The following is a 26,184-nucleotide window of genomic DNA, read 5'->3' on the forward strand; positions in this document are numbered from 1 at the left end:
AGGCTATGCGCTGCCTCAAACGCAAGATCGCCGCCCACGTCTGGCGTCGCATGCTCGCCGACGAACAACACCGTCAGGCCGTCTGCGCGTCCCTCAACGACGCTGCTTGACAAACACAGAGGCACCCCGGGTTTCATAGAGACTCGGGGCGATTCATCGACGCTCGATGAAGTCGGCGCCACCGTCGCCTCGGCATTCGACCGAGGTCGCCACCACGAATTTGTGGTCGTCGCTGAAGGCGCGGAATTGAGCATTCACGCCATCGCGCGCCATCTCGACGATCGAGGTATTGGATTCGAATCGCGAATAGCGACTCTCGGCTACGTCCAACGAGGCGGATCTCCTTCGGCATTCGACCGGATGCTCGCCTCGCGCATGGGAGTGGCCGCTGTTAAAGCAATTGGCGAAGACGAATCCGATGTGTTTACAGCGCTGAAGGGTCAAAGCATAGAACTGGCTTCACTGGTGCCGACCACTACGGCGCCGAGGACTGCCGAGATTCGGCGAGTGACGGAGATCTTCTCGCGCTGAGAACGCGCTCGAGCCGGCCGAGTCAACGCCAAGCGTCGAGCACGGCTGGGCAACATCCTGCAAAGATCGAGGACGATTCGGCGCCGCTGCGGTTCGCCGCACCCCGGGGTGGGTGCTCCGATACTCGAACACTCGTCGTGGCATGTGGGATCTCGTAGGTACTCGCGCCGATACAGAGCTTGACCGCCCAGGTGAGCTGATCCATGCGGATGTCGAGAAGATTGCGCGTGTACCTGACGGCGAGGCTCCGGGTGCAGGGGACACTACTACCACTGAAGTGTGCTCGTGTTGACTTGCGTTAACTACGACGCACGTGTATGCTGCGTTAACTACGACGCATATGGAGGTGCACACATGTACACGGAACGTAGCCGTCCACCCCGGAAGCCCTTCGATAGGTCATCGAAGTGGTCACAGTCCGTTGACGAGGCCAGTGAGGATCGAGGGGATTGGCGGCGGGTCTTGCATCTGCTGAAGCACTCCACTGCCCAGCAGATGGCAAGTGATATTAAGTCACGGAGGAAGCTTCCCCGCGGCCGGTTCGGGACTCGTCCCGGAGAGGGGTGGCAGACGTCCTACGGCCAAGTAGAGAAGGATGGTCCCTGGTTCGTGAGGTTCCTCCTCGAGGAGGAACCATCGGTCGCTTAGAGGCGGTCGGTCTTCCTTGCCCATGCCTCTACGTCGGGCCAGTTCCATACCTTCACGCGGGTGAGTCGTGCGACCGGCTTGGGAAAGTCCTCATGACGGCTAATCCAGTCGTGCACGACCTGAGGACGCTTGATACCTGGAAGACGCTTCGCGATCTCGGAAGCGTCCACGAGTTGATCGGCGTCGACTTTGCGTCCCATGGACCGCAGCGTAGCCGCTTGCGTAGGAGCCGGATTGCTGCTCGAAAGCGGGGAAGCAGGGGTCTCGCGCCTCACTTCGAAAGTTCAAGCAGAGTACGGGTATTCACCGATACCGCGTTGTATCGTGCCGACCTATGGCCCTATCCCACGAGCCGGAGTTCTTCTTCCAGGCGGGACCAGACCCTACTTGTCAACGGTTACCGATATCGGGACGAGGACAATCTGATCGCGGACAATGGGATCCACGCGGACCGCCCTCGGTGGATACGCATAATCCGAAGTCAGGCGCACTTCGACTCGGCATCTACAAGTCGCCTTGGCGGTGGCGAGTGACCGCTTTCCAACCAGACCCATTCGGCTTCATCGACTCTATCGAAGCGTCACCCCCCGACCGGACACTTCTTGATCCTCCCGTGCTCCTAGAAGAAATCGGACAGCGCCTTGAGGCCTACGTCCCTCGGAAGGTGAGCGGGGACATCTGGCGAATGATCCGTGAGCTTGTTCTCGATGCGGTTCACCGTTCACACGCTGGCAGCCCCTCGTCTCTGAACCAGCGTCTCAACTACACCTCGCGATTGTACGCATACGCCGCGAAGGTCGGACGAACGATGGACCATGAGACGGTTTTTCACCCTGAGTTCGTGGGCCGGTTTGTGAGACAGATGCAGGCGGACGGCGTGCCAGAGCCGACGGTTCGAACCGCGAAGTGGGTGCTCGAGACGATGGGGCCCATTGTGACGGTTAAGGCACCTTGGGTTCCCAGTGTCACCGCGGCCCGATCGAATGCTCAGCTCCCCTACAGCGAGTCTGAGATCACCCGCTACATCCACGGTGCCACGGCCCAAGCGACGCTCGTTCGCGGTAACCAAGCCTGCATTGTGATCGGATTGGGTGCTGGTGCGGGTCTCCGCTCCGCGGAAGTCCACTCCTTCGCAGAAGAGGACCTCCTCCACGATGGCTCGAGGTGGGCTGTCGCGGTTCGAGGTCCGCTGGAGCGTCAGGTTCGTATCGACGCCCGGTTCGCCGGGCTGGTGGGTGATGGGCTCACAGGTGAAGGCGGGCGCGTGTTCCCTCCCCACAAGAACGCCGTGGGGGACGCGATCGCCCGGCTCAAGCTCGGGCAGACCCTTCCCAAACTGTCGGTGATCCGACTTCGCAACACGTGGATCGATAGCCAACTCGACACCCTGACCGTCACGCAACTCGACAGCGCAGCCGGAGGACTGTCGGAACGGGTTCTAATCGATCTACTTCGCAGACGGAACACCAGCGGGGTTCTCTGTTGACCGTCAAACGTGCCCTGTTCATCGCGCTTGCGATCGTTAAAGCCATGACAGTCTTCGAGGAGTTGGAGCGCCGTCTCCAAGCAGACGACCTGCGACCGTCCCGACCTCGGATTCTGACCGTACCAAAGTTGTTCGTGCTGTTGATCTGTATGGCTCTCACCAACCGGAACCTGCACCTCAACACGGTCCCCATCATGTTGAGAGACATCAACGACGTCATGCCAGGGGCCCTCGGCATCTACGACATCACTGAGAACCAGGTGTACTACCTGTTCGACCGGATTCATGACCACCTGAACATCGAATGGCCAACCCCAGACAACCGTCCGGGTCGATCCACACACCACATTCCGTTTCTCCAGTCGATACTTGATGCCGCGGCAGACAGTACAAGCGGCATCAGGGCTGGCTACGTTCGAAAGGGCGCGATCGACGCGACCAGGATCCACAAACCGGCACGAGCCATCAAGTGGCGAATCAAGCACGAAGACCTGAACAAGCCGACGAGCAAACAGAAGAAGTACCCCGTCTACCCGGACCCTGACGTCACGTTCCATACCATGCCCGAAGAGGACAAGAGAGGTAACAAGGACTACCGCCCCGATCAGGGCTGGGGCTTGACCTCGATCGTCAACGTTATTGACGGTGACCATATCCCACAGACGGTCTCTGCGTTCGCCGTGTCGGACATGGTGTTCTCGTACACGAGCGAGCATGTGATGCTACGTCCGGTACTCGCCCATCTCAGCGAATCTACGGACATTACCGACGTCCTGGCCGACCGCGGATACTCCGGACACCCGGGGAGCTGGATCGTTGCCAAGCGACACGGCATGAACTTCATCGTCCAGCTAACTGAGAACCACCAGAAGGTCCACAACATATACGACGGTGTCCGTGCGGTCGACGACGTTCTCGTATGCCCATACGTCCCCGACAAGAATCTCTCGATTCTTGGACTTAGCGGCGACGAGCTGACCCGGCGTGTAGAGGACCGAGCGCCGTACACACTCCGTCTCCACGGCAAACCCCTACCAGATGGATCATGTCGCGCCATGTGTCCAGCCAAGGCCGGTCGAGTCCGGTGTCCATTCGTTTCAGAAAGCCTCCGACTCGATCCAGGCCTTCCGACAGTCGAGACTCCCGACAAGCCCGAATTCCGAATCTGTGCGGCCAAGGGAGGCACCATCACGCTTCCCGCATCGATGGTGATGTTCCTACAGAAATACACCCACGGATCCAAGGGATGGAAAAGCCGCATCCACGCAAGGAACACGGTCGAATCTTCGTACCGACTCCTGAAGTCCAACACCTCGGGGAATCTCACCGGAGACGAGCTCCTCGTTCAGCGACTCGTCAAGAACTCACTCCTCATCATGTGCAAGATCATCGGTGAGAACGTGAAACGAATCGCGAACAAGCTGCGGAGGCACGCAGGTGACCGGCTCGAAACGCTTACAGCACGTTTCGCGTGGCTCGACAGCACATCCCCGGCAATCCTCGCCATCAACGAAGCGCACAAGTCCGAACGACGAGCTCGCGACGGGCCCTAACACCCCACTTCGAACCTCACCCGGCCTCTCAGGCCTCTTCGGCGCGCCCAGAACTCGCTAGTAGCGTTTCGATTCGCGCCGATTTCTCACAGGCGCGCTCAGACCTTCGCGAATTCCCAGGAGATTCGGACACACAGGGCCACAGAATCGGGACAGCGCAAGATCTGCCGGCTTTCACGAACGAAACGGCGCACTTTCACGAATTACCCTACTGAGCGGGTGAGGGGAATCGAACCCCCGTATTCAGCTTGGGAAGCTGATGTTCTGCCATTGAACTACACCCGCGGATGGGGAAAGTGTACTCCGGTGTCGACGACACGTCAGGCAGCGAGGATGCTCACAAGACCCCACACGCTGACGACGGCGCCGACGGCCAGCAACCACCTTGCTCGGCCGATGTTGAACGGTGTGTCGACACCTTTTGGGGTTTTCCCTTGTTTGTGTTGGTAGAGGGCAAATGCGTTACCGAAGAGCATGGCCGCCCCGATTGCAAGCACGAATTGTGCGAGCAGATCGTCAAGCCCGAGGAATTCAAGAACGTCCATCGGCAAAACCGTAGCTGGCGAACGTCACGTCGGGTAGTCCGTTGGCTCGCGGGCGCACAGCACCTGGGGTTAGGCTGTCCCTGTTGCGTCGTGGATTCGAATTGCGCTGACTTCGGTACCATGAGAACTCGCATGGCACCCGTTATCGAGATCAAGAACCTCACCAAGTTTTACGGCGATGTTCGTGGTGTCGAAAACATCGATATCACAGTGAACCAAGGCGAGATCTTCGGGTTCCTGGGACCAAACGGTGCAGGCAAGTCGACCGCCATCCGAGTACTTCTCGATATGCTGAGGCCCACGTCGGGGACTGCGGCCGTCTTCGGACTCGACAGCCAGGCCGATTCGATTGAGATTCATCGACGTATTGGCTATCTGCCGGGCGAGCTTGCAATGTACGATCGAATGACAGCTCGGCAGATGCTGGGCTACTTTGCGTCGATCAGCGGCTTGGACAGTTTGTCAGAGATGCATGCGTTGGCTGATCGCTTCCAACTCGACCTCGATAGACCCTTTCGATCGTACTCGAGTGGCAACCGGCAGAAGGTCGGGTTGGTGCATGCGTTTATGGCTTCACCCGAACTTGTCATCCTCGATGAACCAACAACTTCGCTCGACCCCCTTATGCAGCAGGAGTTCTACCGACTACTCGATGAGTTGAAGGAGGAGGGCCGTACAGTGTTTCTCAGCTCGCATGTCCTCCCGGAAGTCGAACGCGTAGCGGATCGCGTCGCGATCATCCGCGCCGGCCACATCGTTGCCATAGAGCGTATTGTGGATCTGAAGGCGCAGGCTCGCAGAGTGATCGAAGTTACTTTCGAGTCACCGGTTCCGATGAACGAGTTTGATGGCCTGGGGTCGGTTGCAGACATCGCTGCACTCCCCGACGGGCGTAGCCTGTCTTTTACGGTTGTCGGGTCCATGGACGAGCTTGTGAAGGCGCTGGCACGTCATCCGGTGAGGAACATGGTGAGCGCTAACGGCAACCTCGAGGACGTGTTTCTTGAGTTCTACTCGGAGGCCGGGGGTCGCGATGCTAAGTAGCGTGTTCGGTAAGACTGTCTGGGATCGTCGCAAGTCCATCTTCTGGTGGATCGGTGGACTCGGATTTCTCGCACTTGTCACTATATTCTCGTATCCATCCTTCAAAGACACAGAGGGTCTCGAGGACATTTTCGAGAACATGGAACCAATGCTGGCCATGTTCGGTGTTGAAAGCGCCTCTGAATTGTTTTCACCTGTGGGTCTAATGAATGCGCGTCTGTACGAGTCGATCGGCATCCTCGTCGTTGGGGCGTTTGGTGTGTCCATGGGGACGGCTGCACTGGCAGGCGAGGAAGACAAGGGAACGATGGAGTTGCTCTTGATGCAGCCGATCTCGCGCACCTCGATCATCCTGCATAAACACGCGTCGATGATCGTCCTGCTCGGCGCCATCAATGTGTTTCTCGCGGTTGTACTGTTTGCCGGCAATCCGATCATGGACAATCTGTTGCCGGCCGACGGAATCCTTGCGGCGAATGTCGGGTCGGCGCTTGTTGGGTTCTTGTTCGGGTCCCTCGCTATGGCCATCGGTGGTTTGACAGGAAACCGGGGACTAACCAACGGCGTTGCGGCCGGGTACATGGCCGCCGCGTTCTTTTTTAACGGCATCGCTAACACTGTCGACTCGTTGAAGTGGACGCAGAAGCTCACTCCGTTCCACTGGTTTAGCCGGTCGAATCCACTTCAGAATGGTTTCCCCATGGGGGATTTCGCGGTACTCTTCCTGGTTGGGGTCGGTCTCGTCGGCATCGCAATTTGGGGATTCGGGCGACGTGACATAGTGGTGTAGCCCCACACCCGCCGCGGTGGAGTTCGTCGCGGGGCGAAGTGATTGGGGGACCGTTTCTCAACCAGATCGCGGGATCGTAGTCAAAACCTTCTACGCTTCACGTCCATGGCGATCGGATCAAAGAAACTCGTTTTGCTTGCCCTTGTCGCAAATGTCGGCATTGCCGTCATCAAGGGACTGGCGTTTCTTGTGTCCGGGAGTTCGGCGATGTTGGCTGAAGCAATCCACTCCGTAGCCGACTCGACGAATCAGCTCTTCTTGCTGCGCGGCGAGTCGGCATCTCGGCTGGCGCCAGATTCTCGTCACCCATTCGGCAGAGGGAAGGAGGCGTATTTCTGGAGTTTCATGGTCGCGGTGTTCCTATTTGTGGGCGGCGCGGTGTTTGCACTCGTTGAGGGTTACCGGCGTGTCTCGAATCCGCATGAAAGCGAGGGTGGCATCGTTCTCGCCCTGATTGTCCTCGGTATCGCCGCATTGTTCGAGGGTCTGGTTGCATTTAGACCAGCGTTGAAAGCTTTCAACGAAACCCGTGCTGGCCGGTCGATTGTCTCGACGGTCCGTGAATCCAAGGACACCGTATTGATCGTTGTTCTATTTGAGGACTCTGCAGCCGTCGTCGGCCTCGCTATTGCAGCCACCGGCCTGGTGCTTTCGGAAGTGACCGGCTGGGTGCAGTGGGATGGGATTGCATCGATTCTCATAGGCGTGCTTCTCGCTTCTGTCGCGTGGATTCTCGCCTACGAAATGAAGGGCTTGCTTATCGGGGAAAGCGCGGTGCGCGAAGATCGAGCTCTTATCAGAGCGGCGGCACTTAGCGTGCCCGCGGTGACCAGCATCTCACGGGTTCTCACCATGCAGCTCTCTCCGCACGAGATCTTGGTGAACATGGATGTTCGGCTCGACAGGGGGATGGCTGTCGAATCCGCAGAGGAGGCGATTGACGAGATCGAGGCGCGCATTCGTGAGAAGGTTCCGGACGCGACACGCATTTTCATAGAGCTGGAACCAGGCGAGTGATGGGCACCGCATCGGCGCCAGCGTCCTCAGCGAATCTCGGTCCGGGGTTTGACTGTCTTGGGTTAGCCCTCGAGTTACGTTGCACGATCACCTCCGTCCCATCAGACCGGTGGGAGATAGAAGAGGGTGGATCGGTGGGGGAACCCGAAGATGGTGACCTCGTTGTTCGAGCAGCAATACTGGCGGGTGGTCCGCCGTGTCGAATCTCGATTTCGAACGATATTCCGCGAGCCCGAGGCCTTGGCTCGAGTGCGGCGGTGATTACCGCGTCCGCCGCGGCCGCGTTCCGCGCTATCGGAGTTGAGCCATCCGACCGCGAGCTCTTTGCGATTGTGCAAGAGCTGGAGGGCCACGGTGACAACGCGGGTGCCTCAGTCTACGGAGGCCTAGTCGCCGCGTTCGGCGGTGAATTGGTCAGGTTGACGCTGCACCCTTCAATTCGGGTGGTGGCAGCCATACCGGACTTTGAGCTCAAGACCGATGCAGCCCGGAGCACACTGCCGTCCGAGGTAAGCCACGGTGCAGCGGTTCGCAACGTTGGCCGTGTTGCGTTTCTGGTCGAAGGACTGCACACCGGCAACAGGGAAGTGCTGGCAATGGCGCGCGGAGATGAGCTTCACGAAAGTTTCCGAGCTTCGCTTTCTCCTGTGACGGGGGAGCTCATTGAAGCCGCACTCAGTTCTGGGGCCCTCCACGCCTCGTGGAGCGGAGCGGGTCCCACGGCGCTGGCGTTCGTCACTGACGATCATGCGTCGGCGGTTGTCGGCGCGATGGAGGAAGCTCTCGGCGATCTCGGGCAGGTCCGCGAGCTCCAGGTCGCAACTACCGGCTGGCGGTAATTGCGACATCACCTGCAGGCCGGTTGCGTTCGATGGTCCAAGGTGGCCGAGGGTACGCCGTCAGAGTTCGCTAGACCCGAGGCGCTCCATGAGTGCGAATTCGATCGCGTCGGCCGTCTTTTGATACATCTCGAGTCCGCCGCCTAGCGGGTCCTCGATATCCATGTGCGCGGCCAGACGATTGACGGACGCGCCGAACAGTCGCTTCGAACTGCGAACCTGCGAGTCGGTCATGGCGAACACGATGTCCGCCCAATCGAAGTCAGTCTCAACGAGCGGTCTCGGCACATGGTCCACGATGAGATGGCCTGCGCCGCCGGCGGCAATCAGGGCGTGTTCGGAGACAGTGGAATTGTTCTCGACGTTGAGTCCTCGGCTGCGCCAATCGTGCTCAGGGTACCGGGATGCCCCAAGGGCCTCAGCCATTGGCGACCTGCAGGTGTTACCCGAACAGATCAGGAGCAATTTCACCGGCTCGCAGCGTTTTCGATAAGCGCCTCGAATATGAGACGGGAGTGCTTGTCGTCAACCTGGTCAAGGTATTCGGGATGCCACTGAACGGCGACCAACCACCACTGCGCGTCCTCGTGCTCAATTACTTCGATTACGCCGTCGTCAGAACGTCCCACAATTGTGAACCCTGTGCCGAGTTTGTCGACACTCTGATGGTGTATCGAGTTAACGAGAATAGTCGTCGCATCCGTGATCTCGGCAACTCGGCACCCAGCGTCGAGCTGAATAGTCTGGTGCGCGGTGAACACCCCATCACCCCTGACGGTGTGCTCGGTGCCGAATGTCGTCGGTATGTCAGCGATCAGTGTGCCACCAAATGCCACGTTAACGATCTGCAACCCGCGACATATTGCAAGGGTTGGCGTTTTCGACTTCGCAGCGCTGCGCGCCAGGGCGATCTCAAACGCGTCTCGTTCGTCGGAAACGCCGTAAAACGTGTCGGTTCGCTCGTCGCCCCAGACCTCGGGATTGACGTCGCCCCCGCCTGATAGGACAAGGCCATCGAGGGAATCGAGGAGCGCGTCGGTGTCTTCCACCGGCACCGGAGCGAGCGATACCGGGATACCGCCGGCGTGGACGATCGCGTCCCGGTAGGTGTGTTGCAGGCAATAGGCGCGCGACTCGCCACTCGAGGTCTTGACCAATCTAGGGCGCGAACTGATGCCAATGAGGGGTTTTGTCATAGCTCGACAGTCTACGATGTTGCGCCGTCCCGTGAACGTGTCGGCGTGAATTCAGCGCGGGCACTGCGACTCGGCTTGCACAATCGCGTGTGTTTCGCGAACCTATCAGTGTTGAGACCGCAAGGGCGATCTCTTCGGCACGACTTCCCTATCGATTTTGAGGTTTTCTGGATGAGTTCGCTGATAAAAAAGCGTCGTAAGAAGATGAGCAAACACAAGTACCGCAAGCGCCTCAAGGCCAACCGCCACAAGCACAAGTAGCTCGTCTTCAAGCCCCAGCATCACGCTGGGGCTTGTTGTTTGTTTGGGGAAGTCGGCGTCCGCACGAACGCCAATCTTTAGATGGTGACGGCGAGCCAGAACGTCAGAAGGCTCAGGGCAAGGATCGCACCCTGGATTGCGCCCCGCAGCGCTGCCGTGGTCCTCTTTGCGGTGATCTGGTGTACGACCACGAACCCGATCATCACGCCAACCACCTGCACTTTGGTGCCGAGCGGTCCGTCCGATAGTCGATACCCGAAGTCGTTCGCTTGGATGAGTCCCGTCACCACTGCAACACCCATTGCTACCCACGACAGACGACCGAACTGCCGTGCAGCAGCGCGGATGATTTCGATGTCGGCGCCGGCCCTGCGCATCGCCGGCACAAGGGCGGCCATGGTGATGAGACCGCCGACCCACACTGCGGCGCCCAGAAGATGGATCCACCGCACGACGTTCACGGATTATCGGCTGCTGTCTGGGTTCTGGCGTAGGAAGTCCTCGATCTCGTCGAGGAAGCCCTCAGCTTCCTCAGAGACCAATTGTTGGTTGATACCGGACTCATCCTCGTCTCGCTCTAGATTGGTGATGTAGTCGCTGAGATCTTCGGAGGCGCCGATAGCGCTTTCTACCTTGTCGAGGTATTGCCTGACGACGTCGTTGAGGTCAGCGAGATCAAGCGGGAGGCCGCTGATTTCGCTAGCCTTCTTGAGCAGAGCCAGCATCGCCTGCGGGTTCGGACTTGCCGCGAGGTAGTGAGGGGTGGCTGCCCAGAGAGATATTGCCGGGATCCCAACTTCTCGACAAGCTTCCATGACGACGCTGATGATGCCCGTGGGTCCCTCGTAGTTCGACGGCAACAGGTCAAAATGACCGACTCGTTCGGGTTGGGTTGCGACACCGATAATCGGCGTCGGTCTGCGATGCCCGACTTGGCCAATAAACGCACCGAGAAGGATCACCTGTTCAACGTCGTGCTCTACAAGGATGCTCGTGACTATGCGGGCATAGGTCCGCCAGCGGAAACTTGGTTCGTCGCCGGTGACAACGATGAGATCTTGAGGATGGTCGGGAATCTTCACGGCGTGAAACCGCGTTGTCGGCCACGACAACGATCGGTGACCACCGTCGTTCGCGGTGACAATGGGGCGGTGCTGCTGAAAATCGTAGAACTCGTCAGGGTCGATCACCGCAAATGGTTCGGTGCGTTTCCCAACATGAAGCGTGTAGGTCGCGGCGGACGATGCTGCTTCGCAAGCATCGTTCCATCCCTCGAACGCGATGATTGCCACAGGCTTGCGAAGACGTGGTTCGTGAAACCGGCGGACTGAATTCATGGGCGGTACGTTAGAGACTTTCGGAGGTTGTGTTTTGGTGATGAGCGTGGACCAGCCTTCGACGCCCTAAACATTCGAGAGGCGGCCTCGCGCTTGCGAAGGTTCACGCGGTGGCTAACTCATCGGATCGCCAGGCTCCTTGATCTCCGTTGCGCTAGAGCGTTGAGCGTCGCCCCCATGCGGATCGGTCGGACGTACCGTGTCTCGGGACGACAGCGGAGTCCGTCCGATGGTTACTGCATCGGTGAGAAACGGCGCAGTCGCACCGAGTTCGAGACGACTGATACGGATGACAGCGCCATGGCGCCCGCGGCGATCATCGGGTTGAGCAGACCGGCAGCAGCGAGCGGGATTGCTGCCGTGTTGTAGGCGAAGGCCCAGAACAGATTCTGCTTGATCACCCTGAACGTAGCGCGGGCGAGCCGCATGGCTCCGACCACAAGTTCGGGATCCGGTGAGAGAAGCACGACATCAGCCGATTCGATTGCAACGTCCGTGCCAGAGCCGACGGCGATGCCGATGTCGGCGGTCACGAGTGCCGCGGCGTCGTTGATGCCGTCGCCGACAAATGCTACCGCGCCCTTAGCGCTCAGCTCCCGGATCTTTGCAGCCTTCTCGTCCGGTCTTACCTCGGCAACAATGTCGTTGATCCCGAGCTGAGCACCAATGCGTTCAGCCGTGAGACGTCGGTCACCGGTCAGCATGATCGTCGCCATATGGTCGTTGTTGAGTTCCTTGACGGCCGTCACAGAAGTTGGTCGCAGAGCATCAGCGATACCGAGCACCCCGGTGCTCTCACCGTTCCACCCGACCATGACCGCGGTCTTCGCCTGATCGGCGAGCGTATCGATGGCTGCACGGTGATCATCCGAGACCTTCAGCCCGAGTTCACCAAGAAACTCTGGCGTGCCGATGGTCACTTCGACGCCTTCGGTCATGGCATGCACACCCCCGCCGGGTGTAGCGGTGAAGTTTGATGCCATGCCGATTTCGATGCCGCGCTCTTCGATACCTAGAACAATTCCGCGAGCAATCGGGTGTTCGCTGAGGTTCTCGACGGCCCCGACACGCCGAAGGAGCAGAGCTTGTTTATCAGAGATCACATCGGTGAGCGTCATCGCTCCGAGGGTCAGCGTACCTGTCTTGTCGAAAACGACGGTGTCGATTTTGTGGGCGCGTTGAAAAATGTCTGCGCCCTTGAACAGTATCCCAAGTTCGGCGCCGCGCCCCGAACCAACCATGATTGCGGTCGGAGTTGCCAGTCCTAGAGCACACGGGCAGGCGATGATCAATACGGCAATTGCGTTTTGTAACGCGGAGCCGAATTCAGCTCCAGAGATCATCCATCCCACAAAGACCGCCAGCGCCAAGCTCATTACTATCGGCACGAAGATGCTCGATATCTTGTCGGCAAGACCCTGAATCGGTGCCTTTGTGGCCTGGGCGTCTTCGACGAGACGAATGATCTCGGCGAGAGTCGTGTTTGGCCCGACGTGTGTCACCTCGACACGAAGGCTGCCGTTCTGGTTGACAGTCGCACCGATCACCTCGTCACCGGGTCCGCGTTCCACAGGTATCGACTCGCCCGTGAGCATTGACTCATCGACCGTTGACGTACCTTCGACGATTACTCCGTCGCAGGGGATGCGCTCCCCAGGTTTGACGATCACGATGTTGCCAGGGGCGAGTTCAATCGGATCGACCATCACCTCTTCGCCGTCGCGGAGCAGCCGGGCCTCGCGGGCACCAAGCTCGGCGAGTCTTGCGATCGACTGCGAGGCCCGGCCCTTGGCGCTTGCTTCGAAGAACCGCCCAAGAAGGATCAGTGTGATAATCATTCCTGCGGTTTCGAAGAAAACGTCGGTCTCTCGAACGATCGCTGCTAGCGACGCGAAATAGGCTGCGAGCGTGCCCACCGAAATCAGCGTGTCCATGTTCGCCGTCAGCGCTTTGAGTCGTGTCCATGCGGCCGTGTGGAATTGGCGTCCAAAGAAGAACACAACAATGGTTGCGAGAAGCGCCTGAAATACCAGCCAGGGGCGGCTGTCTGGGCCGAATATTGCGATTCCCATCAGCGGAACAGCAAGGGCGGCGGAGCCCATAACAAGTTTGAGTTGGTGTCGAGCCTCGGTGGCGAAACGTTCGGTTGGGGAGATCCGTTCGTCGCCCTCTGCAAGCGCCTTGATCTTGTAGCCGATCTTGCCAACAGCGGCTTCAAGCGCCTCGATGTCGGTGTCAGCAGAGATGGTCGCCCGTGCCTCTTGGCCAGCAAACGAAACGACGGCATGATCGACGCCCTCCTGCTTGCCGAGCACGCGCTCGATCCGGATGGCGCACGACGCACAAGTCATGCCATCCACATCGAAGATGATGGTGTCGGTTTTTGCCATTGTTATTGAGCTACGTCGTAGCCCTGAGACTCAATGGCATCGATGATCGTTTCGGTGGTGAGCGATTCGGCAAAAGCGATGTCGACCGTGCGCTTGTCGATGTTCACTTCAACCGTGTCCACGCCGTTGAGTTCGGAAACTGCGCCTTCGATCGAGGTCTTGCAGTGGCCGCACGAAATATCGAGTACGGAAAGGGTGACACTGGTCATAGTGATATCTCCTGGTTTGGTCCGGTAACTCCGGGTGTGTACCGAAGCGTTTCCATAAGTTCGTCGACGATTTGTTCGACGCGATTCTCTCGAACGGCGTCCATCACACAGGTCTCAACGTGGTTCTGCAACAGAACTCGGTTCACTTTCTCAAGAGAACCTTGTACTGCAGATACCTGTTTCATCACGTCCGGGCAGTATCGTTCGGCTTCGATCATTTCGATGACAGCGTTGACATGTCCGCTGATCGTTTTGAGTCTGAGTAGTGCCGCCTTTTTGTGTTCTTCCTTCATGGAAGCAGTCTACCACGATTTCTATTCCCCCACCCCCCCAGGGGTAGGGTAGGTGAGTCCCCCGTTTTTCCGGTGGCCGAGGGCTTGCGGTACCATTTGGGGCAGCACAAGGAGTCCACGTTGTCATTCCCGGTCATTTGTTCTATAGCTCGCACCCCGATTGGACGGTTCAACGGTGTGTTTTCGCCGCTCAGTGCAGTGGATCTCGGTGGCATCGCGATTGCGGCGGCGCTTGAGCGGGCGACCATAACGGGGGATCAGATCGACGAGGTGATTTTCGGGCATGTTCTTCAGGCCGGTCAGGGGCAGATAACCTCCCGTCAGGCAGCCGTAAAGGGCGGGATACCGATGACGGTTCCCTCGACGACTGTGAACAAAGTGTGTCTCTCGGGGATGACTGCCATTGCCGATGCGAGTCGGCGAATTCGTCTCGGGGAGGCTTCGTTCATTGTTGCGGGCGGCATGGAATCAATGTCGAACGCACCTCACGTTTTGCCAAACGCTCGCACGGGTGTCGGATATGGTGATGCGACTTTGGTCGACATTCTCACGCACGACGGGTTGTTTTGTGCGTTTGATAGCTGTCTCATGGGCGAGTCTTCGGACCACAAAAACGCCAGTCTCGGTATTGACCGCGAAGTACAGGATGCGTGGTCGGCGCGCTCGCATCAACGTGCCGAGGCAGCGACTGCATCTGGTGCTTTCGACGAAGAGATCGTGCCCGTTTCGGTGCCCCAGCCGCGCGGTGAAGCACTCCTTGTCTCCCAAGATGAAGGTTTTCGCCCGGGCATGACCGTTGCGAAGTTGGCGACATTGCGAGCGGCGTTCGTACCAGACGGAACGATTACGGCGGGGAACGCCTCCCAGATATCTGATGGTGCTGCGGCACTCGTTGTTGCAGACCGTGTGGCCGCCGAACAAGCAGGTCTTCCGATTCTTGCCGAGATCTTGGGTTATGGGCAAACCGCTGGTCCCGATGCCACGTTGCAGGAGAGGCCGGCAGAAGCGATCCGACTCGCGGCCAAGTCAGCGCAGGTCTCTATTCGTGACATTGACCTTTTCGAGTTCAATGAGGCGTTCGCCTCGGTGGCATATTGGGCGGGTAAGTCGCTGGATGTTTCTGACGAAATAATCAACGTCAACGGCGGTGCCGTTGCGTTCGGCCATCCGCTCGGTGCGACGGGAGCCCGCATCGTTGTTACTCTTGTCAGTGCGCTGCGAAGCCGCGGTGGTGGAATTGGTGGGGCGGCGCTTTGCGGGGGAGGCGGTCAGGGAGATGGGCTGATCGTGCGTGTTGTCTGACCGTCTCGCATCAATCGAGGGAGAACAATGAGTGACGCACCAGATCGGAACCTAGCCATGGAGTTGGTCCGCGTGACCGAAGCGGCGGCCGTGGCAGCTTCCCGGTGGCAGGGTCGTGGGGACAAGAACGCTGTCGATCAGGCTGCTGTGGACGCCATGCGGGCGATCCTGGCAACCGTTGAAATGGACGGCATTGTTGTTATCGGCGAGGGTGAGAAGGATGAAGCCCCGATGCTGTACAACGGTGAGCGTGTCGGTAACGGCAACAAACCCGAGGTCGATGTCGCCGTTGACCCGGTCGACGGCACAACCCTCACTGCCCGCGGCGCCGACGGGGCCCTTGCAGTGATTGCCCTCGCAAGCCGAGGATCCATGTTCTCACCCGGTAGCCTTGTATACATGGACAAGATTGCAGTCGGCGAACAAGCTGCCGGCTCCATAGATATCGAGGCTTCTATCGAGCACAACATTGTTCGGGTCGCCAAGGCGCTGGGCAAAGGTGTTGGGGATGTCACGGTGATGATTCTTGATCGCCCCCGGAACGAGGCGACGATCCGCGAAGTGAGAGCGGTCGGCAGCCGGTGTGCGTTAATCACGGACGGTGATATTGCCGGCGTCATCGCCACTACGAAAGCTGATTCGGGTGTGGACATGTTGCTGGGCATCGGAGGTTCCCCCGAAGCGGTGACCGCGGCGTGCGCCATGAAGGCGCTCGGTGGTGAGCTGCAGTGCAAGATTTGGCCGCGCAACGACGCAGAGCGCCAGTACGCGGCCGATAACAGCATCGACCTCGACCGGGTTCTCCTGACGCATGATCTGGTGGCGAGCGACGACACCTTCTTCGCTGCAACCGGGGTGACGCCCAGTGCATTGCTCAACGGGATTCAAATGTTTGGTAACACGGCCCGCACCCATTCGGTTGTCATGCGGTCCCGGACCGGAACGGTCCGCTTCGTGGAGGCGATCCACCGCTTCGACCGGGTAAAGTCTCTCTAACATCCCTTGGGATTGGAGGGTCGGCGACGTCAGGCCGTAGCCGAACCCTGCACGATCGACGTTAGCCGATCGTCATATTGGGGACCGACGACTGACCAATCGAAGAGGCCCACAGAGGACCGCAGCAGCCCGCTCGTCTCAGAGCGCTCAGGTGCACTGCCCACTAGGTCGACCAGCCGTTGGATAAGGTGCGGGGTATTGTCGAACAGAACTCGATCTTGAAGCTCGCTCGGTATTCGTTCTGGGTAGACGACGCGGTTGGGAAGGAGGGGGGTTGCCCCTGCGTAGATAGCCTCGGTCACAGCAATGCCGAAGAACTCATGGTCCGCAGTTGAAACGACAATGTCCGCTGATCGAAGCAAGCGCCGGTAGAGGCCTGTATCTGCAAAGCCTGCCTGGACGGTGCGCTCACCAAGAAATTCGATGAGATTCGTAATGATTTTTGGTGGCGAGGCGGGCGATTCTCCGAGGAAGGCCACTCTGAAGTCGACGCCGGCACTGACCAACCCACGCAGCGCGACATCGAGCTGGCTGAGGCCCTTGTCATACTCCCACCGCTGGTTCCAAACGATGAGCGGAGGTGAGCCTGATGTTCGCGGTATGTCGTCGAACGGTTCGAGGTCGACACCGAGCGGCATGACGAGCGATCGGGATTGGACACCATCTACGAGAGCGGTGTGCGAGTCTCCGCGATATCTGCCGAGGACGCCGGGGATGCTGGCGTACCAACTGTCCAGATGGAACCGGGAGTTGAACCACACCTCGTCCGCGACAAGTGTTGCGGCCCAGTTTGTCAGTACGTGTTCGACATCGGGCGCTCGTCCCTCGCGCAACGGGTACGTCAGTTGGTTCTCGTGCATGTACTGAACAACCGGTGTCCGACCCAAAAAAGCGCGCGTGGCGCCGAGGAATCTAGCAGTGTCGAGCAGCGACGACGCGATGATGGCATCGAATTCGCCAAGACCCCCGGCTTGGTCCGCGAGCGTTGCCCATGAGCCACGCATCCTCCACTTCCACGAGTGCCCGGCGTGCCCCAGAACAGTCACGTCATGTTCGGAATGTTGTGCATACCCCTCGGCCCAGGCTTGGTGGGAGCCACCCAGAAAAGGCTCAACAAGAAGGATCCGCATGTCACATCTCCAGGCGACCTGAGAGTGCTCGACCAAGAGTGACTTCGTCTGCGTAGTCGAGGTCACCACCGACTGGGAGACCGCTCGCCAGGCGGGTCACGGTGATCTTGAGCGGCTTTATCGATCGAGCCAAGTACATCGCTGTCATGTCGCCTTCAACCGTGGGGTTGGTGGCAACAATTACTTCTGTCACTCCTTCATGATCGAGGCGGGAGAGGAGTTCTTTGATTCGTAACTCGTTGGGGCCGATTCCTTCGATTGGAGAGATAGATCCGCCGAGCACGTGGTACCTCCCATGAAACTGGTTGGTTCCTTCGAGGACCGCAATGTCCTGAGCGCGTTCGACAACGCACAGCACAGTCGGGTCGCGTCGCAGGTCAGCGCAGATCGAACACAGTGTTTCTGCCGTCATGTTGAAACACTGGCTGCACAGCCTGATCTTTTCTTTGAGATCGACGATCGCCTCTGACAGGCGCACCGCATCGACGTCGTCGATGTTGAGGATGTGGAACGTCAGCCGCTGAGCGCTCTTACGGCCGATTCCTGGAAGTCGTGCGAACTCGTCGATAAGCCGTTGTACCGGCGGCTCAAACATCAGCCCAGGAGGCCACCGAGGCCCATCCCCCCGGTAAGACCACCCATTGCCGAACTCGCGTCCTGCGCTGCGGAAGCCATTGCCTGGTTCACCGCAGCGACGACGAGATCGCCCGCCATCTCGGGGTCTTCGGGGTCGAGTGCTGACGAATCGAATACCACCTCGAGAAGTTCACCCGAACCGTTCACCGTCGCCTTAACGACACCGCCACCTGCAGTGCCTTCATAGGTTCTGTCGGCGAGTTCTGACTGAGTCTTCTGGAGCTGTGCTTGCATCTGCTGCGCTTGCGCCATGAGCTGGCGCATGTCTTTTGGCATGCGTCCCATGGACACGAGGTTAGCGCATTGCAGTGGTTTCCCTGGTGTCGCCGGCGCCGTGGTCGGCGCTGCTCGTGGGTGTATCGGCGTGGGTGCGAGTATCGTGGAGTCATGCTCCCGTACAATCTCGATCACGTGGCCATTGCGGTCCATGATCTCGACGCCGCTATCGATGGTTACCGCACGATGTTCAACATTGATGTGCTTCATCGTGAGGTGGTCGCGGATCAGGGTGTCGAAGAAGCGATGCTCGCGGTCGGTGGGTCGCATGTCCAGTTGCTTCAAGCGTTGAGTGATGACAGTCCGGTTGGCAGGTTTGTCGCTGCGAACGGAGAAGGGCTACACCACATCGCGTTTGCGGTCCCTGACCTTGCTTCTGCGCTGGAGCACCTCAAGGAGCAGGGTGCAAGGCTGATCGATGAGACTCCGCGTACCGGAGGCCGGGGTGCCAAGATAGCGTTCGTACATCCACTCGAACTAGCCGGAACGCTGATCGAACTTGTCGAGGTAGCCGATGGATAGTGTTGAAATCACTGGCGGTGCGGGACCGCACGAAGCCGCGGCGGTGATGGCGGCCATCGTTCAGTCGATGCAAGAACAGGCTGCGGCGAGTTCGATCGGTGAGGTTACCGCACGGCCCTCGGGCTGGCAGCGCGCAGATGACGATCCCGCTGTTTGGCGCCCGACCGGACACGATCGGTCTGGGCTGGAACCCAGACGCGGGGAGTAAACGGCGACCCAGCGATGATGCGTTCCGTCCCCACGTCAGAATCTGCGCAACCATGACCTGGGACGTCGACGTATACGACCTCCATGCCGAGGCTCTTGTGAGGCTAGCAACCGTACTTGTCGGCCCAGATCGTGCTCCTGAGGTTGTGTCCCGGGTGGTGCTCCAAACTCTTGTACGCAGACCTTTGGCCGATCTCGACAATCCGGCGGTTGTTTCTTTTACGGGAGGTTGTCCGCGAGGCTCAAAGCAGGAGCCGGCAGGGTCTGTCGAACAAGCAGGACGTACCTGTCATTCCTGCGCCCACGATCGGTACCAGGTTGTTGTTGGAGATGCCGATGAAGCAGCGTGCTGCTGTGTACTTCGCATACTGGGTGGGCCTCAGCTCGTTCGAAACTGCGGGCATCCTGAAGGTCCGACCGTTCACCGTTCGTCGCTTTTTGAGTATGTCCCAGCGTCGGATGCGTGAGTCGGGATCCGACAAAGGGGAACACGGACATCCATGGGTACGTGCAGAGTTTCGTGAGGCGCTGAAGCCAATCTTGGCCAAAAGTCCGCGGGAAGAGAGTTACGAGAGGATTCGCTCAAGGGTGTTGCAAACACACAGACGTCAGCGTTTGCGGACCTTGGTTGCAGTTGCGGTCGGTATCGCGATGGTGGTTGGAGTGGGTGCGCTTGTTTCATCGGAGCAACGCAAATCGGCGCAACCCTCGCCCGATGCGGTACCCGCATCGACGACGGTGGTGACGGTGGCGGAGAGTTCGACAGCGATCTCAAAAGGAGGCATCACCATCACCGCGCCCGGTCCGAGTCCACGGCCAGCATCCGACACTCTGTGCTGCGCAGGCGATCCGTTCGGATTCGGTACCTCGATCGGTGCCGATGGCCTTACCGTTGCACTCCAGAACGAGCTGTTTGGTGCGCTCGCGGGCGTAGAGATCCCCGGTGTGGACACGGTCGTCGCTCAAGGTGGAAAACCAGTTGGTGTCATCAAGACGACGGACGGTGTCTTCGCTGCTTTCGCTTCGGGCTCGACTCCGTGGGTGGAGGTCGTAACGCGAAAGAACTGGGGGTGGATCACAACCGTACGCCTCGTGTGGACGGGTCTACCCGACGACACTGCTGTGGTCCGACTTTCAATGTCCGGCGCTGCCAGCGTTCTCCAACGTCCCGTTGGTCAGACTGTATTCTTCGACATCCCCAGACTAGGTTGGGATCAGATCGCCACGCTCACAGCGTTCGACAGCTCTGGAAAACCGACCGCCGTGAGTAGGGTCGAACTCGAAGGCGGCGGGTGTTCCGGTAGGTTGTCCGACGTACCGTTTCCAGATCGCACCTTGCCTGACGACATTGGTGCGGTCCGCAACACAATTCTTGATGCAGCATTAGGTGTGAAGCTTCCTTGATCGACGAGATTCTGCGTCAGCGTCCCGGCACCACGATCTCTGTCAACGGTGTTGCTCGTATTGGTGGCATGTCACGCTTCGATCTTGATTTCCCCATCATGTTCAACATCGGGCTGGCGTTCACGGAGCCGTGGAACATCGAACCCGGGGCCGCCGGAGATATCTTCGTATGGACGCTCGAAACCGACGACACCACAGTGCAGATAGAGGTACCGCTTGTGCCGCGACCCGACAACAGTCGTCCGGTTCTAGCGATCCGCGGTCTTGTTGTGGACGTCATGACGGCTCTGCGCGCGGTGGAGCCACGGATTCAACCGTCATCCGTCCCTCCCCATTCATTAGTCGGATTCACCATCCCTGGAGATGACGATCCTCTGTCGCTGTGGGTCTGGGCAATCGGCGACGATGCAATTGTCGCTGTTGCCCTCTCAGGTCTCGATGCATTTCCTCCTCCGATAAGTGTCATTGAGACCGCGATCGGTCCGATCGAGACTTACGACCTGCGCGTCGGTGACCGCGAAAGCGACCTCGTCGTAGCGAGGGGGGTCTGCGAGTATTTCCAGGTGGCGATTGCGTCGGGGAGCGGCAAACCCCGCGCCGACCTGCTTGAGCGTGCTGTCGCTGCTATCGACTGCCGATAGCAGACAGCGCGCTGACCCTCGACCCTCACGTTGCCTGATGGTTCAGCTTGTGGCCATGCCGAGCATCTGCCACAAGCGATTGCTGCTCGGTACGCCGGCGCATAGTGCTGGGTGGGTATGTTCGGCACCTACCCCGTTTGGCTGTGCGGCTAGCCCGTAACGCGTTCGGAACGATTCTGTTGGAACATCGCGACTGGCGAACCCTGTAGGCCCGATGGGGTCTCTGCGATTTCGGGTGTCGCGATTCCGACGAGTTCGACCGTGAAACAGAAGCGGGATCCGGTTGGGAAGCGTGGTTCGAACCACAGATCCCCGTTCATTGCTCGTAACAGCTTGCGCGCAATCGGCAGACCGAGACCGACGCCCTGCTCGGCGCGACCGCTGCCTTTTGAGCCCTGTTCAAAGTGCTCGAAGATCTTGGCGCGGTGGTCTAGTGGAACACCTGGCCCGTTGTCTGAGATAACTACCTTGTAACGATCGCCCGACGCCGAACCTTCAATGAGGACTTGGTCTCCGCCGTACTTGCGGGCATTCTCGAGAAGATTCCTAAGTACTTGTTTGACTCGTACGTTATCCGCAAAGACCGTGACGCCACGGGGGACGGTGATAACGAATTCCTTTTCGGACTCACGGAAGATCGCCTCCGCGATTTTCAACGCTTCGTCCCCAATGTCGAACTCTGCGGGGTCCATGCGGAGCTGTCCCGCCTCAAGCCGCGGGATAACGAGTATGTCTTCCACGAGGTCTGTCAGGTGTGTGGTTTCTTCACGAATGATTGCGAGGAACTCATTGATTTCGGCGGCCTCAAGCACATCCCAGCTCTCTGTGAGCGTGTCGGTGAAGCCCTGGATCGACGTCAGCGGGGTTCGCAGCTCGTGGCTAACCATCGAAACGAATTCGTTCTTGATCGCGGACGCCCTACGCTCGGATTCGAGTGCTTCGAAATGCGCTTTCTTCGCTCGGTACAGAGCGACGCCGGCGGATATCAAAAGTTGTGCAACGTAGATCGTGAGAATCGTGGTCACTAACCACGCGAACACAACGGATATCGTGTTGAGCATCGAGTCGAACAGCACAATTGGGATACCCCACATCGCGGCATACGAAATGGCCCCGAGCGCTTGGGGGGCGGGTAGCAGAAGCAATGCGGACGTGAGTGTATAGAGGATTCCCGCAACGACCACTGCCGGTTCGACGCCGTTAATGAACAATCCCGCGGCGGTGATTGTGATGTCGAGGACTAGGGGGTACAGGGCTGATTCGCCATGTGATAGCCGCCACAACGCGTCCCCTGTCATGACGACGCCCGCGCCTAGAACGAGTCCAGCGCCAGGGCCGCCGAGAATGAAAATGGCCAGCGCACCGAGCAGCACGAACACGCCGGCAATCGCTCGTACGGCGTTGTATGCCGTGCGTACGGCGGTGTAGCTAATCGGTGCTGCGAACCGCGCAACCAAAGTATCCGGCATGTTCACTGTTCCTTCCTTGCTGGTGTATCGGCACGCCGACATGCAAGGTGAAGCAAATCAGCGGCTGGCTTGCTCTAGTAGATGTTGCAGCGCTAGGTCTGATACGGAGAGATCTCCTAAGCCGATCCCGACTTTGATGTCTGGCTTGTACGTGCCGTGAAAGTCGGAGCCTCCAGTGGCGGCTATTCCGAGATCCGTGCAAATCTGTGCAACGTGCTCGCGCAGGTCTTGGCTGTACTCGGTGTAGTACGCCTCGATACCGCCTAGGCCCGCATCGGCGAGTTCTGAAAACGCATGCGCGTAGTCTGTCGCATCGAGGCCCAACGTGTGTGGGTGAGCAATCACCGGCACTGCGCCCGACTGACGCGCAAGCTCAACCGCTTCGAATGCGTCAAGCCGGGTGCGGGCAACGTAGCCGGGTTGTCCCGTTCCCAGCCATTTGTTGAATGCTTCCGACATGGTCGTGACGACACCTTTGTCGACAAGTACTTTTGCGAAATGTGGCCGCCCCATTGACCCCTCACCGGCGACGGATGCGACTTCGGCCATTGTGATGTCGATCCCATTGGCCTGCAACGCTGAAATGATCTGAATGTTGCGCGAAGCACGCCCCTCCCTGACCGCAACAAGTTTGTTCTGAAGCGGACCCTCTTCGTCTTCGAGGAAATAGACCAACAGATGCATGGCCGATCCTTGCCAATCGACCGACATCTCGACGCCTGCAATGAACTGCAGGTCGTTGGCCTCCGCCGCTGCCCGAGCCTCTGGGATGCCCTCAAGGATGTCGTGGTCTGTGAGCGCTATCCCCGTGAGGCCAGTCTCAACCGCCAATTCGACGATTTCGCTCGGCGTGGCACTTCCATCCGAAAAGTTGCTGTGCAGGTGGAGATCAACTGCCACTGGTCGTCGTGGTCGTTATGACCGTTGTCGTCGTAACCGACGCCGCGTCGTTGCCGGTAAAAATGGTGATGAGCCCAATCACGACCGCGAAGGAAACCGCGATTTTGGCGACTCTGATGGCGGTCGCCTTCACCGACGCGATCCTTGCTGCCTTAGCCTCGACAGCTCGTTTGGCATCACGGTTTGCCCGCTGGCGTTCTCGTTTCGTAGTTCCCATTCGGCAAGAGTACCCAACCCAGAGTTGGGGCGCGTTAGCGGCTGTGCAGAGACGGGTCGCGCACCTCTAGCGGGGTCCCTAACCGAGGGGCACGATGGTTATCGATTCGATGTAGATGGTCTCGAGCGGTACGGAAAGCTCGCCTTGAATGTTCACACCCAGGGGCACGTTTTCAATGTTGGCTAGCACGTCGAGACCCTCGGACACCCTGCCGATCACCGTGAACTGCGCGGGTAGGTGGCTCGCATCTCCAGTCACGATAAAAAATTGCCCGCCCGTCGTACCGAACCCTGCGTTCGCCATCGCGACGACTCCGGCTTCGTAGACGAACCCATCGGCGGGAAACTCGTCGGGAAGCGTGTATCCGGGACCACCAGTACCGGTGGCCGTCGGGTCGCCCACCTGGACCATGAAGCCGGGTATCACACGATGTGACACGGTGCCGTCGTAGTAGCCGGCGTCTGCAAGGAAGACGAAGGAGTTCACGGTCCGGGGCGCGAGTGACGGGTCAAGCTCAAGCAGAATTGGGCCACATGACGTGTTGAGCGTTGCGAGGAGTTTGACCCCTTGGTCGAGACCCATATCGTCCGGCGCGCTGAAGCTCAATGAACGCGTTTCAGGCGGTGTGTCTGCGCCGCATGCCGTCGGCTGCCGGCGAAACTGCTCGTACGACGCTGGGGGCCGTTGAAATGGTTGGGTGGTGGTCGTCGCGAGGGTGATCTGCGTCGGCGCTTGTGAAGTGGTTGCCGCTGTTGTCGTCGTGTCGGCACCGCCTCCGCAAGCCGAGATGAGGAGCACGCCGGCGACGAGCCTTGGTCGAAGTCTCTTGATAGCCATGCGAATAAGCATAGGAGCGCACCGGGGCCATACAGCTTCGTGGTTGATGTTCTGGCCAATGGCTGGGCGGACAAATGGATGGCGGAGCGAGTGTCAGAAATCGTTCTTGTGTGTGCGTGTGCACGCTGAGCCGAAACAGCAGCGGTCGTGCGTCCGTTGAGCCGATCGGCGTTGATCGTTCGAACTCGCAGCGCATCATGGTGCCAGTCGTTGGTGGGTTGGTGTATCTGTTTACCGACCTACACTTCCAGACCATGGTCTTGGTCGTACAGAAGTTTGGTGGTACCTCGGTCGGCGATGCGAAGCTGCTCACGAACGTTGCTCGTCGTATCGCTGAAACCTTTCGTGGTGGTAGTCAAGTCGTCGTTGCGGTGTCCGCCATGGGCAGGTCTACCGACGAATTGATCGCTCTCGCCGGCGAGGTGAGTTCAAACCCGCACCCTCGCGAACTGGACATGCTGCTTACGGCTGGCGAACGTATTTCGATGGCCTTGCTGGCAATGGCGCTTGACGACCTTGGCGTTCCTGCCGTGAGTCTCACGGGTTCCCAGGCTGGCATTCTCACCACTTCGACTCATGGTCAAGCTGAGATCATTGACATCCGCGCCGACCGCGTGCGCGAGGGGATTGAGGCCGGCAAAGTGGTGATCGTTGCCGGATTTCAAGGCGTAGACCCGCGTTCAAGGGACGTCACAACTCTCGGCCGTGGCGGTACCGACGCAACCGCGGTTGCGTTGGCGGCTGCGTTGGGGGCAGACTTCTGCGAAATCTATACTGATGTCGACGGGGTGTTCACAGCCGATCCGCGCGTTGTCTCTGATGCCAGCTTGTTATCAGAAATCTCTTTCCAAGAGATGCTTGAGCTGGCGACTGGGGGTGCGGGGGTACTTATGGCACGCTCGGTCGAGGTTGGCCGCCGCTATTCAATACCGATTCATGTTCGCTCATCGTTCCATGATGGAGAGGGTACCTGGGTCAAGGAGAAAATGATGGAGGAAGCGATAGTTCGTGGAATTGCTCACGATAAATCGGAAGCAAAGGTGACGATTCAAGGCCTTGCGGACACGCCCGGCATTGCTGCAAAAGTATTCGAGCCTCTCGCGCAGGCCGGGGTCACCGTTGACCTCATCGTGCAGAACGTTTCGACCGACGGTGTCACGGACATTTCGTTCACTGTGCCCAAAGTTCAGGTGGAGAAGGCACGCACGACCGCGGAGGCGATCGTTGCCGGTCTTGGAGCGGGGGGCGTTGATGTCGATGAAGCCATCGGCAAGGTTTCCATTGTCGGCGCAGGAATGAAGAACGAACTCGGTATCGCCGCCAAGATGTTTCGTATTCTTTCGGACCACAACATCAACATCGGCATGATCGCTACATCCCCGATCCGCATTTCATGTATTGTCGCCGAACACCGCACCGAGGACGCCGTACGAGCGCTGCACGCGGGATTCAAGCCGATTCTTGAGCCGCAGGAAGAGTCATTGTGAACGGCATCAGCAAACCGTCAG

31 protein-coding genes and 1 tRNA gene are annotated in these 26,184 nt (G+C 59.0%); 15 read left to right on the plus strand and 17 right to left on the minus strand.

What is annotated here, in order from left to right; all coding sequences use genetic code 11:
• A partial coding sequence (locus IIC71_04655; GenBank protein MCH7668483.1) for a 6-phosphofructokinase occupies positions 1-531 on the plus strand: 531 nt, incomplete at its 5' end.
• A 644-nt stretch (positions 532-1,175) separates the two neighbouring features.
• Here the strand turns inward: IIC71_04655 and IIC71_04660 are convergent.
• Positions 1,176-1,379: a hypothetical protein gene (locus IIC71_04660; GenBank protein MCH7668484.1), complete on the minus strand. Its 204-nt coding sequence runs from the start codon at positions 1,377-1,379 to the stop codon at positions 1,176-1,178.
• Between the two features lie 329 nt (positions 1,380-1,708).
• Between IIC71_04660 and IIC71_04665 the strand changes: the two genes are divergently transcribed.
• Both IIC71_04665 and IIC71_04670 read left to right on the plus strand, forming a co-directional pair.
• A complete protein-coding gene (locus IIC71_04665) occupies positions 1,709-2,665 on the plus strand; it encodes a hypothetical protein (GenBank protein MCH7668485.1) in 957 nt (318 codons plus the stop codon).
• Positions 2,662-4,218, plus strand: coding sequence for a hypothetical protein (locus IIC71_04670; GenBank protein MCH7668486.1), 1,557 nt, complete (start codon positions 2,662-2,664; stop codon positions 4,216-4,218). Before IIC71_04665 ends, IIC71_04670 begins: the two co-directional genes overlap by 4 nt.
• Before the next feature lie 214 nt (positions 4,219-4,432).
• On the opposite strand, the gene IIC71_04675 is transcribed toward IIC71_04670, so the two are convergent.
• Both IIC71_04675 and IIC71_04680 read right to left on the minus strand, forming a co-directional pair.
• Positions 4,433-4,503, minus strand: a tRNA-Gly gene (locus tag IIC71_04675).
• 35 nt (positions 4,504-4,538) lie between these two features.
• Positions 4,539-4,763, minus strand: a complete 225-nt coding sequence (locus tag IIC71_04680; GenBank protein MCH7668487.1) for a hypothetical protein — start codon at positions 4,761-4,763, stop codon at positions 4,539-4,541.
• Between the two features lie 132 nt (positions 4,764-4,895).
• Here IIC71_04680 and IIC71_04685 point away from each other — a divergent pair, with 132 nt between their 5' ends.
• The 4 genes from IIC71_04685 (at position 4,896) to thrB (ending at position 8,453) form a co-directional block, all read left to right on the plus strand.
• Positions 4,896-5,807: an ABC transporter ATP-binding protein gene (locus IIC71_04685; GenBank protein ID MCH7668488.1), complete on the plus strand. Its 912-nt coding sequence runs from the start codon at positions 4,896-4,898 to the stop codon at positions 5,805-5,807.
• Between the two features lies 1 nt (position 5,808).
• Positions 5,809-6,597: an ABC transporter permease subunit gene (locus IIC71_04690; protein MCH7668489.1), complete on the plus strand. Its 789-nt coding sequence runs from the start codon at positions 5,809-5,811 to the stop codon at positions 6,595-6,597.
• Between the two features lie 105 nt (positions 6,598-6,702).
• A complete protein-coding gene (locus IIC71_04695) occupies positions 6,703-7,614 on the plus strand; it encodes a cation transporter (protein MCH7668490.1) in 912 nt (303 codons plus the stop codon).
• Entirely contained in the window at positions 7,611-8,453 is an 843-nt protein-coding gene (gene thrB, locus IIC71_04700; protein ID MCH7668491.1) for a homoserine kinase, read from the plus strand. Before IIC71_04695 ends, thrB begins: the two co-directional genes overlap by 4 nt.
• A 60-nt stretch (positions 8,454-8,513) precedes the next feature.
• On the opposite strand, the gene IIC71_04705 is transcribed toward thrB, so the two are convergent.
• Together IIC71_04705 and IIC71_04710 are read right to left on the minus strand one after the other, a co-directional pair.
• A complete protein-coding gene (locus IIC71_04705; GenBank protein MCH7668492.1) occupies positions 8,514-8,879 on the minus strand; it encodes a hypothetical protein in 366 nt (121 codons plus the stop codon).
• A 41-nt stretch (positions 8,880-8,920) separates the two neighbouring features.
• Entirely contained in the window at positions 8,921-9,649 is a 729-nt protein-coding gene (locus IIC71_04710; GenBank protein ID MCH7668493.1) for a gamma-glutamyl-gamma-aminobutyrate hydrolase family protein, read from the minus strand.
• A 171-nt stretch (positions 9,650-9,820) separates the two neighbouring features.
• Here IIC71_04710 and IIC71_04715 point away from each other — a divergent pair, with 171 nt between their 5' ends.
• A complete protein-coding gene (locus IIC71_04715; GenBank protein MCH7668494.1) occupies positions 9,821-9,910 on the plus strand; it encodes an AURKAIP1/COX24 domain-containing protein in 90 nt (29 codons plus the stop codon).
• Between the two features lie 77 nt (positions 9,911-9,987).
• Here the strand turns inward: IIC71_04715 and IIC71_04720 are convergent, their stop codons facing one another.
• From IIC71_04720 to IIC71_04740, 5 genes are all read right to left on the minus strand, one after another.
• Positions 9,988-10,362: a hypothetical protein gene (locus IIC71_04720; GenBank protein ID MCH7668495.1), complete on the minus strand. Its 375-nt coding sequence runs from the start codon at positions 10,360-10,362 to the stop codon at positions 9,988-9,990.
• A 12-nt stretch (positions 10,363-10,374) separates the two neighbouring features.
• Positions 10,375-11,247: a PAC2 family protein gene (locus tag IIC71_04725; GenBank protein ID MCH7668496.1), complete on the minus strand. Its 873-nt coding sequence runs from the start codon at positions 11,245-11,247 to the stop codon at positions 10,375-10,377.
• 233 nt (positions 11,248-11,480) lie between these two features.
• A complete protein-coding gene (locus IIC71_04730; GenBank protein MCH7668497.1) occupies positions 11,481-13,637 on the minus strand; it encodes a copper-translocating P-type ATPase in 2,157 nt (718 codons plus the stop codon).
• A gap of 2 nt (positions 13,638-13,639) precedes the next feature.
• Positions 13,640-13,846, minus strand: coding sequence for a heavy-metal-associated domain-containing protein (locus tag IIC71_04735; GenBank protein MCH7668498.1), 207 nt, complete (start codon positions 13,844-13,846; stop codon positions 13,640-13,642).
• Entirely contained in the window at positions 13,843-14,139 is a 297-nt protein-coding gene (locus tag IIC71_04740; protein MCH7668499.1) for a metal-sensitive transcriptional regulator, read from the minus strand. Before IIC71_04740 ends, IIC71_04735 begins: the two co-directional genes overlap by 4 nt.
• A 120-nt stretch (positions 14,140-14,259) precedes the next feature.
• Here IIC71_04740 and IIC71_04745 point away from each other — a divergent pair, with 120 nt between their 5' ends.
• Positions 14,260-15,441, plus strand: coding sequence for an acetyl-CoA C-acyltransferase (locus IIC71_04745; GenBank protein MCH7668500.1), 1,182 nt, complete (start codon positions 14,260-14,262; stop codon positions 15,439-15,441).
• A 27-nt stretch (positions 15,442-15,468) separates the two neighbouring features.
• Positions 15,469-16,437: a class II fructose-bisphosphatase gene (gene glpX, locus IIC71_04750; protein MCH7668501.1), complete on the plus strand. Its 969-nt coding sequence runs from the start codon at positions 15,469-15,471 to the stop codon at positions 16,435-16,437.
• A gap of 29 nt (positions 16,438-16,466) precedes the next feature.
• On the opposite strand, the gene IIC71_04755 is transcribed toward glpX, so the two are convergent.
• The 3 genes from IIC71_04755 to IIC71_04765 are packed head-to-tail and all read right to left on the minus strand — an operon-like array spanning position 16,467 to position 18,488.
• On the minus strand, positions 16,467-17,567 hold the full coding sequence (locus tag IIC71_04755) for a DUF3524 domain-containing protein (protein MCH7668502.1): 1,101 nt from the start codon (positions 17,565-17,567) through the stop codon (positions 16,467-16,469).
• A 1-nt stretch (position 17,568) separates the two neighbouring features.
• Positions 17,569-18,162, minus strand: coding sequence for a recombination protein RecR (gene recR / locus IIC71_04760; GenBank protein ID MCH7668503.1), 594 nt, complete (start codon positions 18,160-18,162; stop codon positions 17,569-17,571).
• A complete protein-coding gene (locus IIC71_04765) occupies positions 18,162-18,488 on the minus strand; it encodes a YbaB/EbfC family nucleoid-associated protein (protein MCH7668504.1) in 327 nt (108 codons plus the stop codon). The genes recR and IIC71_04765 overlap by 1 nt, the downstream gene beginning before the upstream one ends.
• 102 nt (positions 18,489-18,590) lie before the next feature.
• On the opposite strand from IIC71_04765, the gene mce reads away from it, so the two are divergent.
• The 4 genes from mce (at position 18,591) to IIC71_04785 (ending at position 21,253) form a co-directional block, all read left to right on the plus strand.
• On the plus strand, positions 18,591-19,001 hold the full coding sequence (mce, locus tag IIC71_04770; GenBank protein MCH7668505.1) for a methylmalonyl-CoA epimerase: 411 nt from the start codon (positions 18,591-18,593) through the stop codon (positions 18,999-19,001).
• The gene (locus IIC71_04775; GenBank protein MCH7668506.1) at positions 18,994-19,209 is read left to right on the plus strand and encodes a hypothetical protein; all 216 of its coding nucleotides are present in this window, start codon (positions 18,994-18,996) and stop codon (positions 19,207-19,209) included. The genes mce and IIC71_04775 overlap by 8 nt, the downstream gene beginning before the upstream one ends.
• Before the next feature lie 335 nt (positions 19,210-19,544).
• Complete coding sequence (locus IIC71_04780) at positions 19,545-20,612, plus strand: hypothetical protein (protein MCH7668507.1); 1,068 nt, start codon at positions 19,545-19,547, stop codon at positions 20,610-20,612.
• Positions 20,609-21,253 carry a hypothetical protein gene (locus IIC71_04785; protein MCH7668508.1) on the plus strand — a complete coding sequence of 215 codons (645 nt, stop codon included), beginning with the start codon at positions 20,609-20,611 and terminating at the stop codon, positions 21,251-21,253. Before IIC71_04780 ends, IIC71_04785 begins: the two co-directional genes overlap by 4 nt.
• 149 nt (positions 21,254-21,402) lie before the next feature.
• On the opposite strand, the gene IIC71_04790 is transcribed toward IIC71_04785, so the two are convergent.
• The 4 genes from IIC71_04790 to IIC71_04805 all read right to left on the minus strand — a co-directional run bounded on the left by IIC71_04790 (position 21,403) and on the right by IIC71_04805 (position 24,421).
• On the minus strand, positions 21,403-22,722 hold the full coding sequence (locus IIC71_04790; protein ID MCH7668509.1) for a HAMP domain-containing histidine kinase: 1,320 nt from the start codon (positions 22,720-22,722) through the stop codon (positions 21,403-21,405).
• A 57-nt stretch (positions 22,723-22,779) separates the two neighbouring features.
• Positions 22,780-23,622, minus strand: a complete 843-nt coding sequence (locus IIC71_04795) for a PHP domain-containing protein (GenBank protein MCH7668510.1) — start codon at positions 23,620-23,622, stop codon at positions 22,780-22,782.
• Positions 23,612-23,839 carry a hypothetical protein gene (locus tag IIC71_04800; protein ID MCH7668511.1) on the minus strand — a complete coding sequence of 76 codons (228 nt, stop codon included), beginning with the start codon at positions 23,837-23,839 and terminating at the stop codon, positions 23,612-23,614. The genes IIC71_04795 and IIC71_04800 overlap by 11 nt, the downstream gene beginning before the upstream one ends.
• 78 nt (positions 23,840-23,917) lie before the next feature.
• Positions 23,918-24,421, minus strand: a complete 504-nt coding sequence (locus IIC71_04805; GenBank protein MCH7668512.1) for a peptidylprolyl isomerase — start codon at positions 24,419-24,421, stop codon at positions 23,918-23,920.
• 509 nt (positions 24,422-24,930) lie between these two features.
• Between IIC71_04805 and IIC71_04810 the strand changes: the two genes are divergently transcribed.
• Positions 24,931-26,163, plus strand: coding sequence for an aspartate kinase (locus IIC71_04810; protein MCH7668513.1), 1,233 nt, complete (start codon positions 24,931-24,933; stop codon positions 26,161-26,163).
• Positions 26,164-26,184: the final 21 nt, after the last annotated feature.

This window comes from Acidobacteriota bacterium (genome assembly GCA_022562055.1).
Classification (GTDB): Bacteria; Actinomycetota; Acidimicrobiia; order Spongiisociales; family UBA5794; genus BMS3BBIN02.

Excerpts from the sequence above, each read along its gene's own strand:
- IIC71_04775 (MCH7668506.1), top strand. The coding sequence starts at position 18,994 with ATGGATAGTGTTGAAATCACTGGCGGTGCGGGACCGCACGAAGCCGCG.
- IIC71_04765 (MCH7668504.1), bottom strand. The coding sequence starts at position 18,488 with ATGGGACGCATGCCAAAAGACATGCGCCAGCTCATGGCGCAAGCGCAG.
- IIC71_04800 (MCH7668511.1), bottom strand. The coding sequence starts at position 23,839 with ATGGGAACTACGAAACGAGAACGCCAGCGGGCAAACCGTGATGCCAAA.
- glpX (MCH7668501.1), top strand. The coding sequence starts at position 15,469 with ATGAGTGACGCACCAGATCGGAACCTAGCCATGGAGTTGGTCCGCGTG.
- mce (MCH7668505.1), top strand. The coding sequence starts at position 18,591 with ATGCTCCCGTACAATCTCGATCACGTGGCCATTGCGGTCCATGATCTC.
- IIC71_04780 (MCH7668507.1), top strand. The coding sequence starts at position 19,545 with ATGAAGCAGCGTGCTGCTGTGTACTTCGCATACTGGGTGGGCCTCAGC.
- IIC71_04705 (MCH7668492.1), bottom strand. The coding sequence starts at position 8,879 with ATGGCTGAGGCCCTTGGGGCATCCCGGTACCCTGAGCACGATTGGCGC.
- IIC71_04790 (MCH7668509.1), bottom strand. The coding sequence starts at position 22,722 with ATGCCGGATACTTTGGTTGCGCGGTTCGCAGCACCGATTAGCTACACC.
- IIC71_04660 (MCH7668484.1), bottom strand. The coding sequence starts at position 1,379 with ATGGGACGCAAAGTCGACGCCGATCAACTCGTGGACGCTTCCGAGATC.
- IIC71_04715 (MCH7668494.1), top strand. The coding sequence starts at position 9,821 with ATGAGTTCGCTGATAAAAAAGCGTCGTAAGAAGATGAGCAAACACAAG.
- IIC71_04730 (MCH7668497.1), bottom strand. The coding sequence starts at position 13,637 with ATGGCAAAAACCGACACCATCATCTTCGATGTGGATGGCATGACTTGT.
- recR (MCH7668503.1), bottom strand. The coding sequence starts at position 18,162 with ATGTTTGAGCCGCCGGTACAACGGCTTATCGACGAGTTCGCACGACTT.
- IIC71_04735 (MCH7668498.1), bottom strand. The coding sequence starts at position 13,846 with ATGACCAGTGTCACCCTTTCCGTACTCGATATTTCGTGCGGCCACTGC.
- IIC71_04695 (MCH7668490.1), top strand. The coding sequence starts at position 6,703 with ATGGCGATCGGATCAAAGAAACTCGTTTTGCTTGCCCTTGTCGCAAAT.
- IIC71_04680 (MCH7668487.1), bottom strand. The coding sequence starts at position 4,763 with ATGGACGTTCTTGAATTCCTCGGGCTTGACGATCTGCTCGCACAATTC.
- IIC71_04710 (MCH7668493.1), bottom strand. The coding sequence starts at position 9,649 with ATGACAAAACCCCTCATTGGCATCAGTTCGCGCCCTAGATTGGTCAAG.
- IIC71_04725 (MCH7668496.1), bottom strand. The coding sequence starts at position 11,247 with ATGAATTCAGTCCGCCGGTTTCACGAACCACGTCTTCGCAAGCCTGTG.
- IIC71_04810 (MCH7668513.1), top strand. The coding sequence starts at position 24,931 with ATGGTCTTGGTCGTACAGAAGTTTGGTGGTACCTCGGTCGGCGATGCG.
- IIC71_04755 (MCH7668502.1), bottom strand. The coding sequence starts at position 17,567 with ATGCGGATCCTTCTTGTTGAGCCTTTTCTGGGTGGCTCCCACCAAGCC.
- IIC71_04685 (MCH7668488.1), top strand. The coding sequence starts at position 4,896 with ATGGCACCCGTTATCGAGATCAAGAACCTCACCAAGTTTTACGGCGAT.
- IIC71_04805 (MCH7668512.1), bottom strand. The coding sequence starts at position 24,421 with ATGGGTCTCGACCAAGGGGTCAAACTCCTCGCAACGCTCAACACGTCA.
- IIC71_04740 (MCH7668499.1), bottom strand. The coding sequence starts at position 14,139 with ATGAAGGAAGAACACAAAAAGGCGGCACTACTCAGACTCAAAACGATC.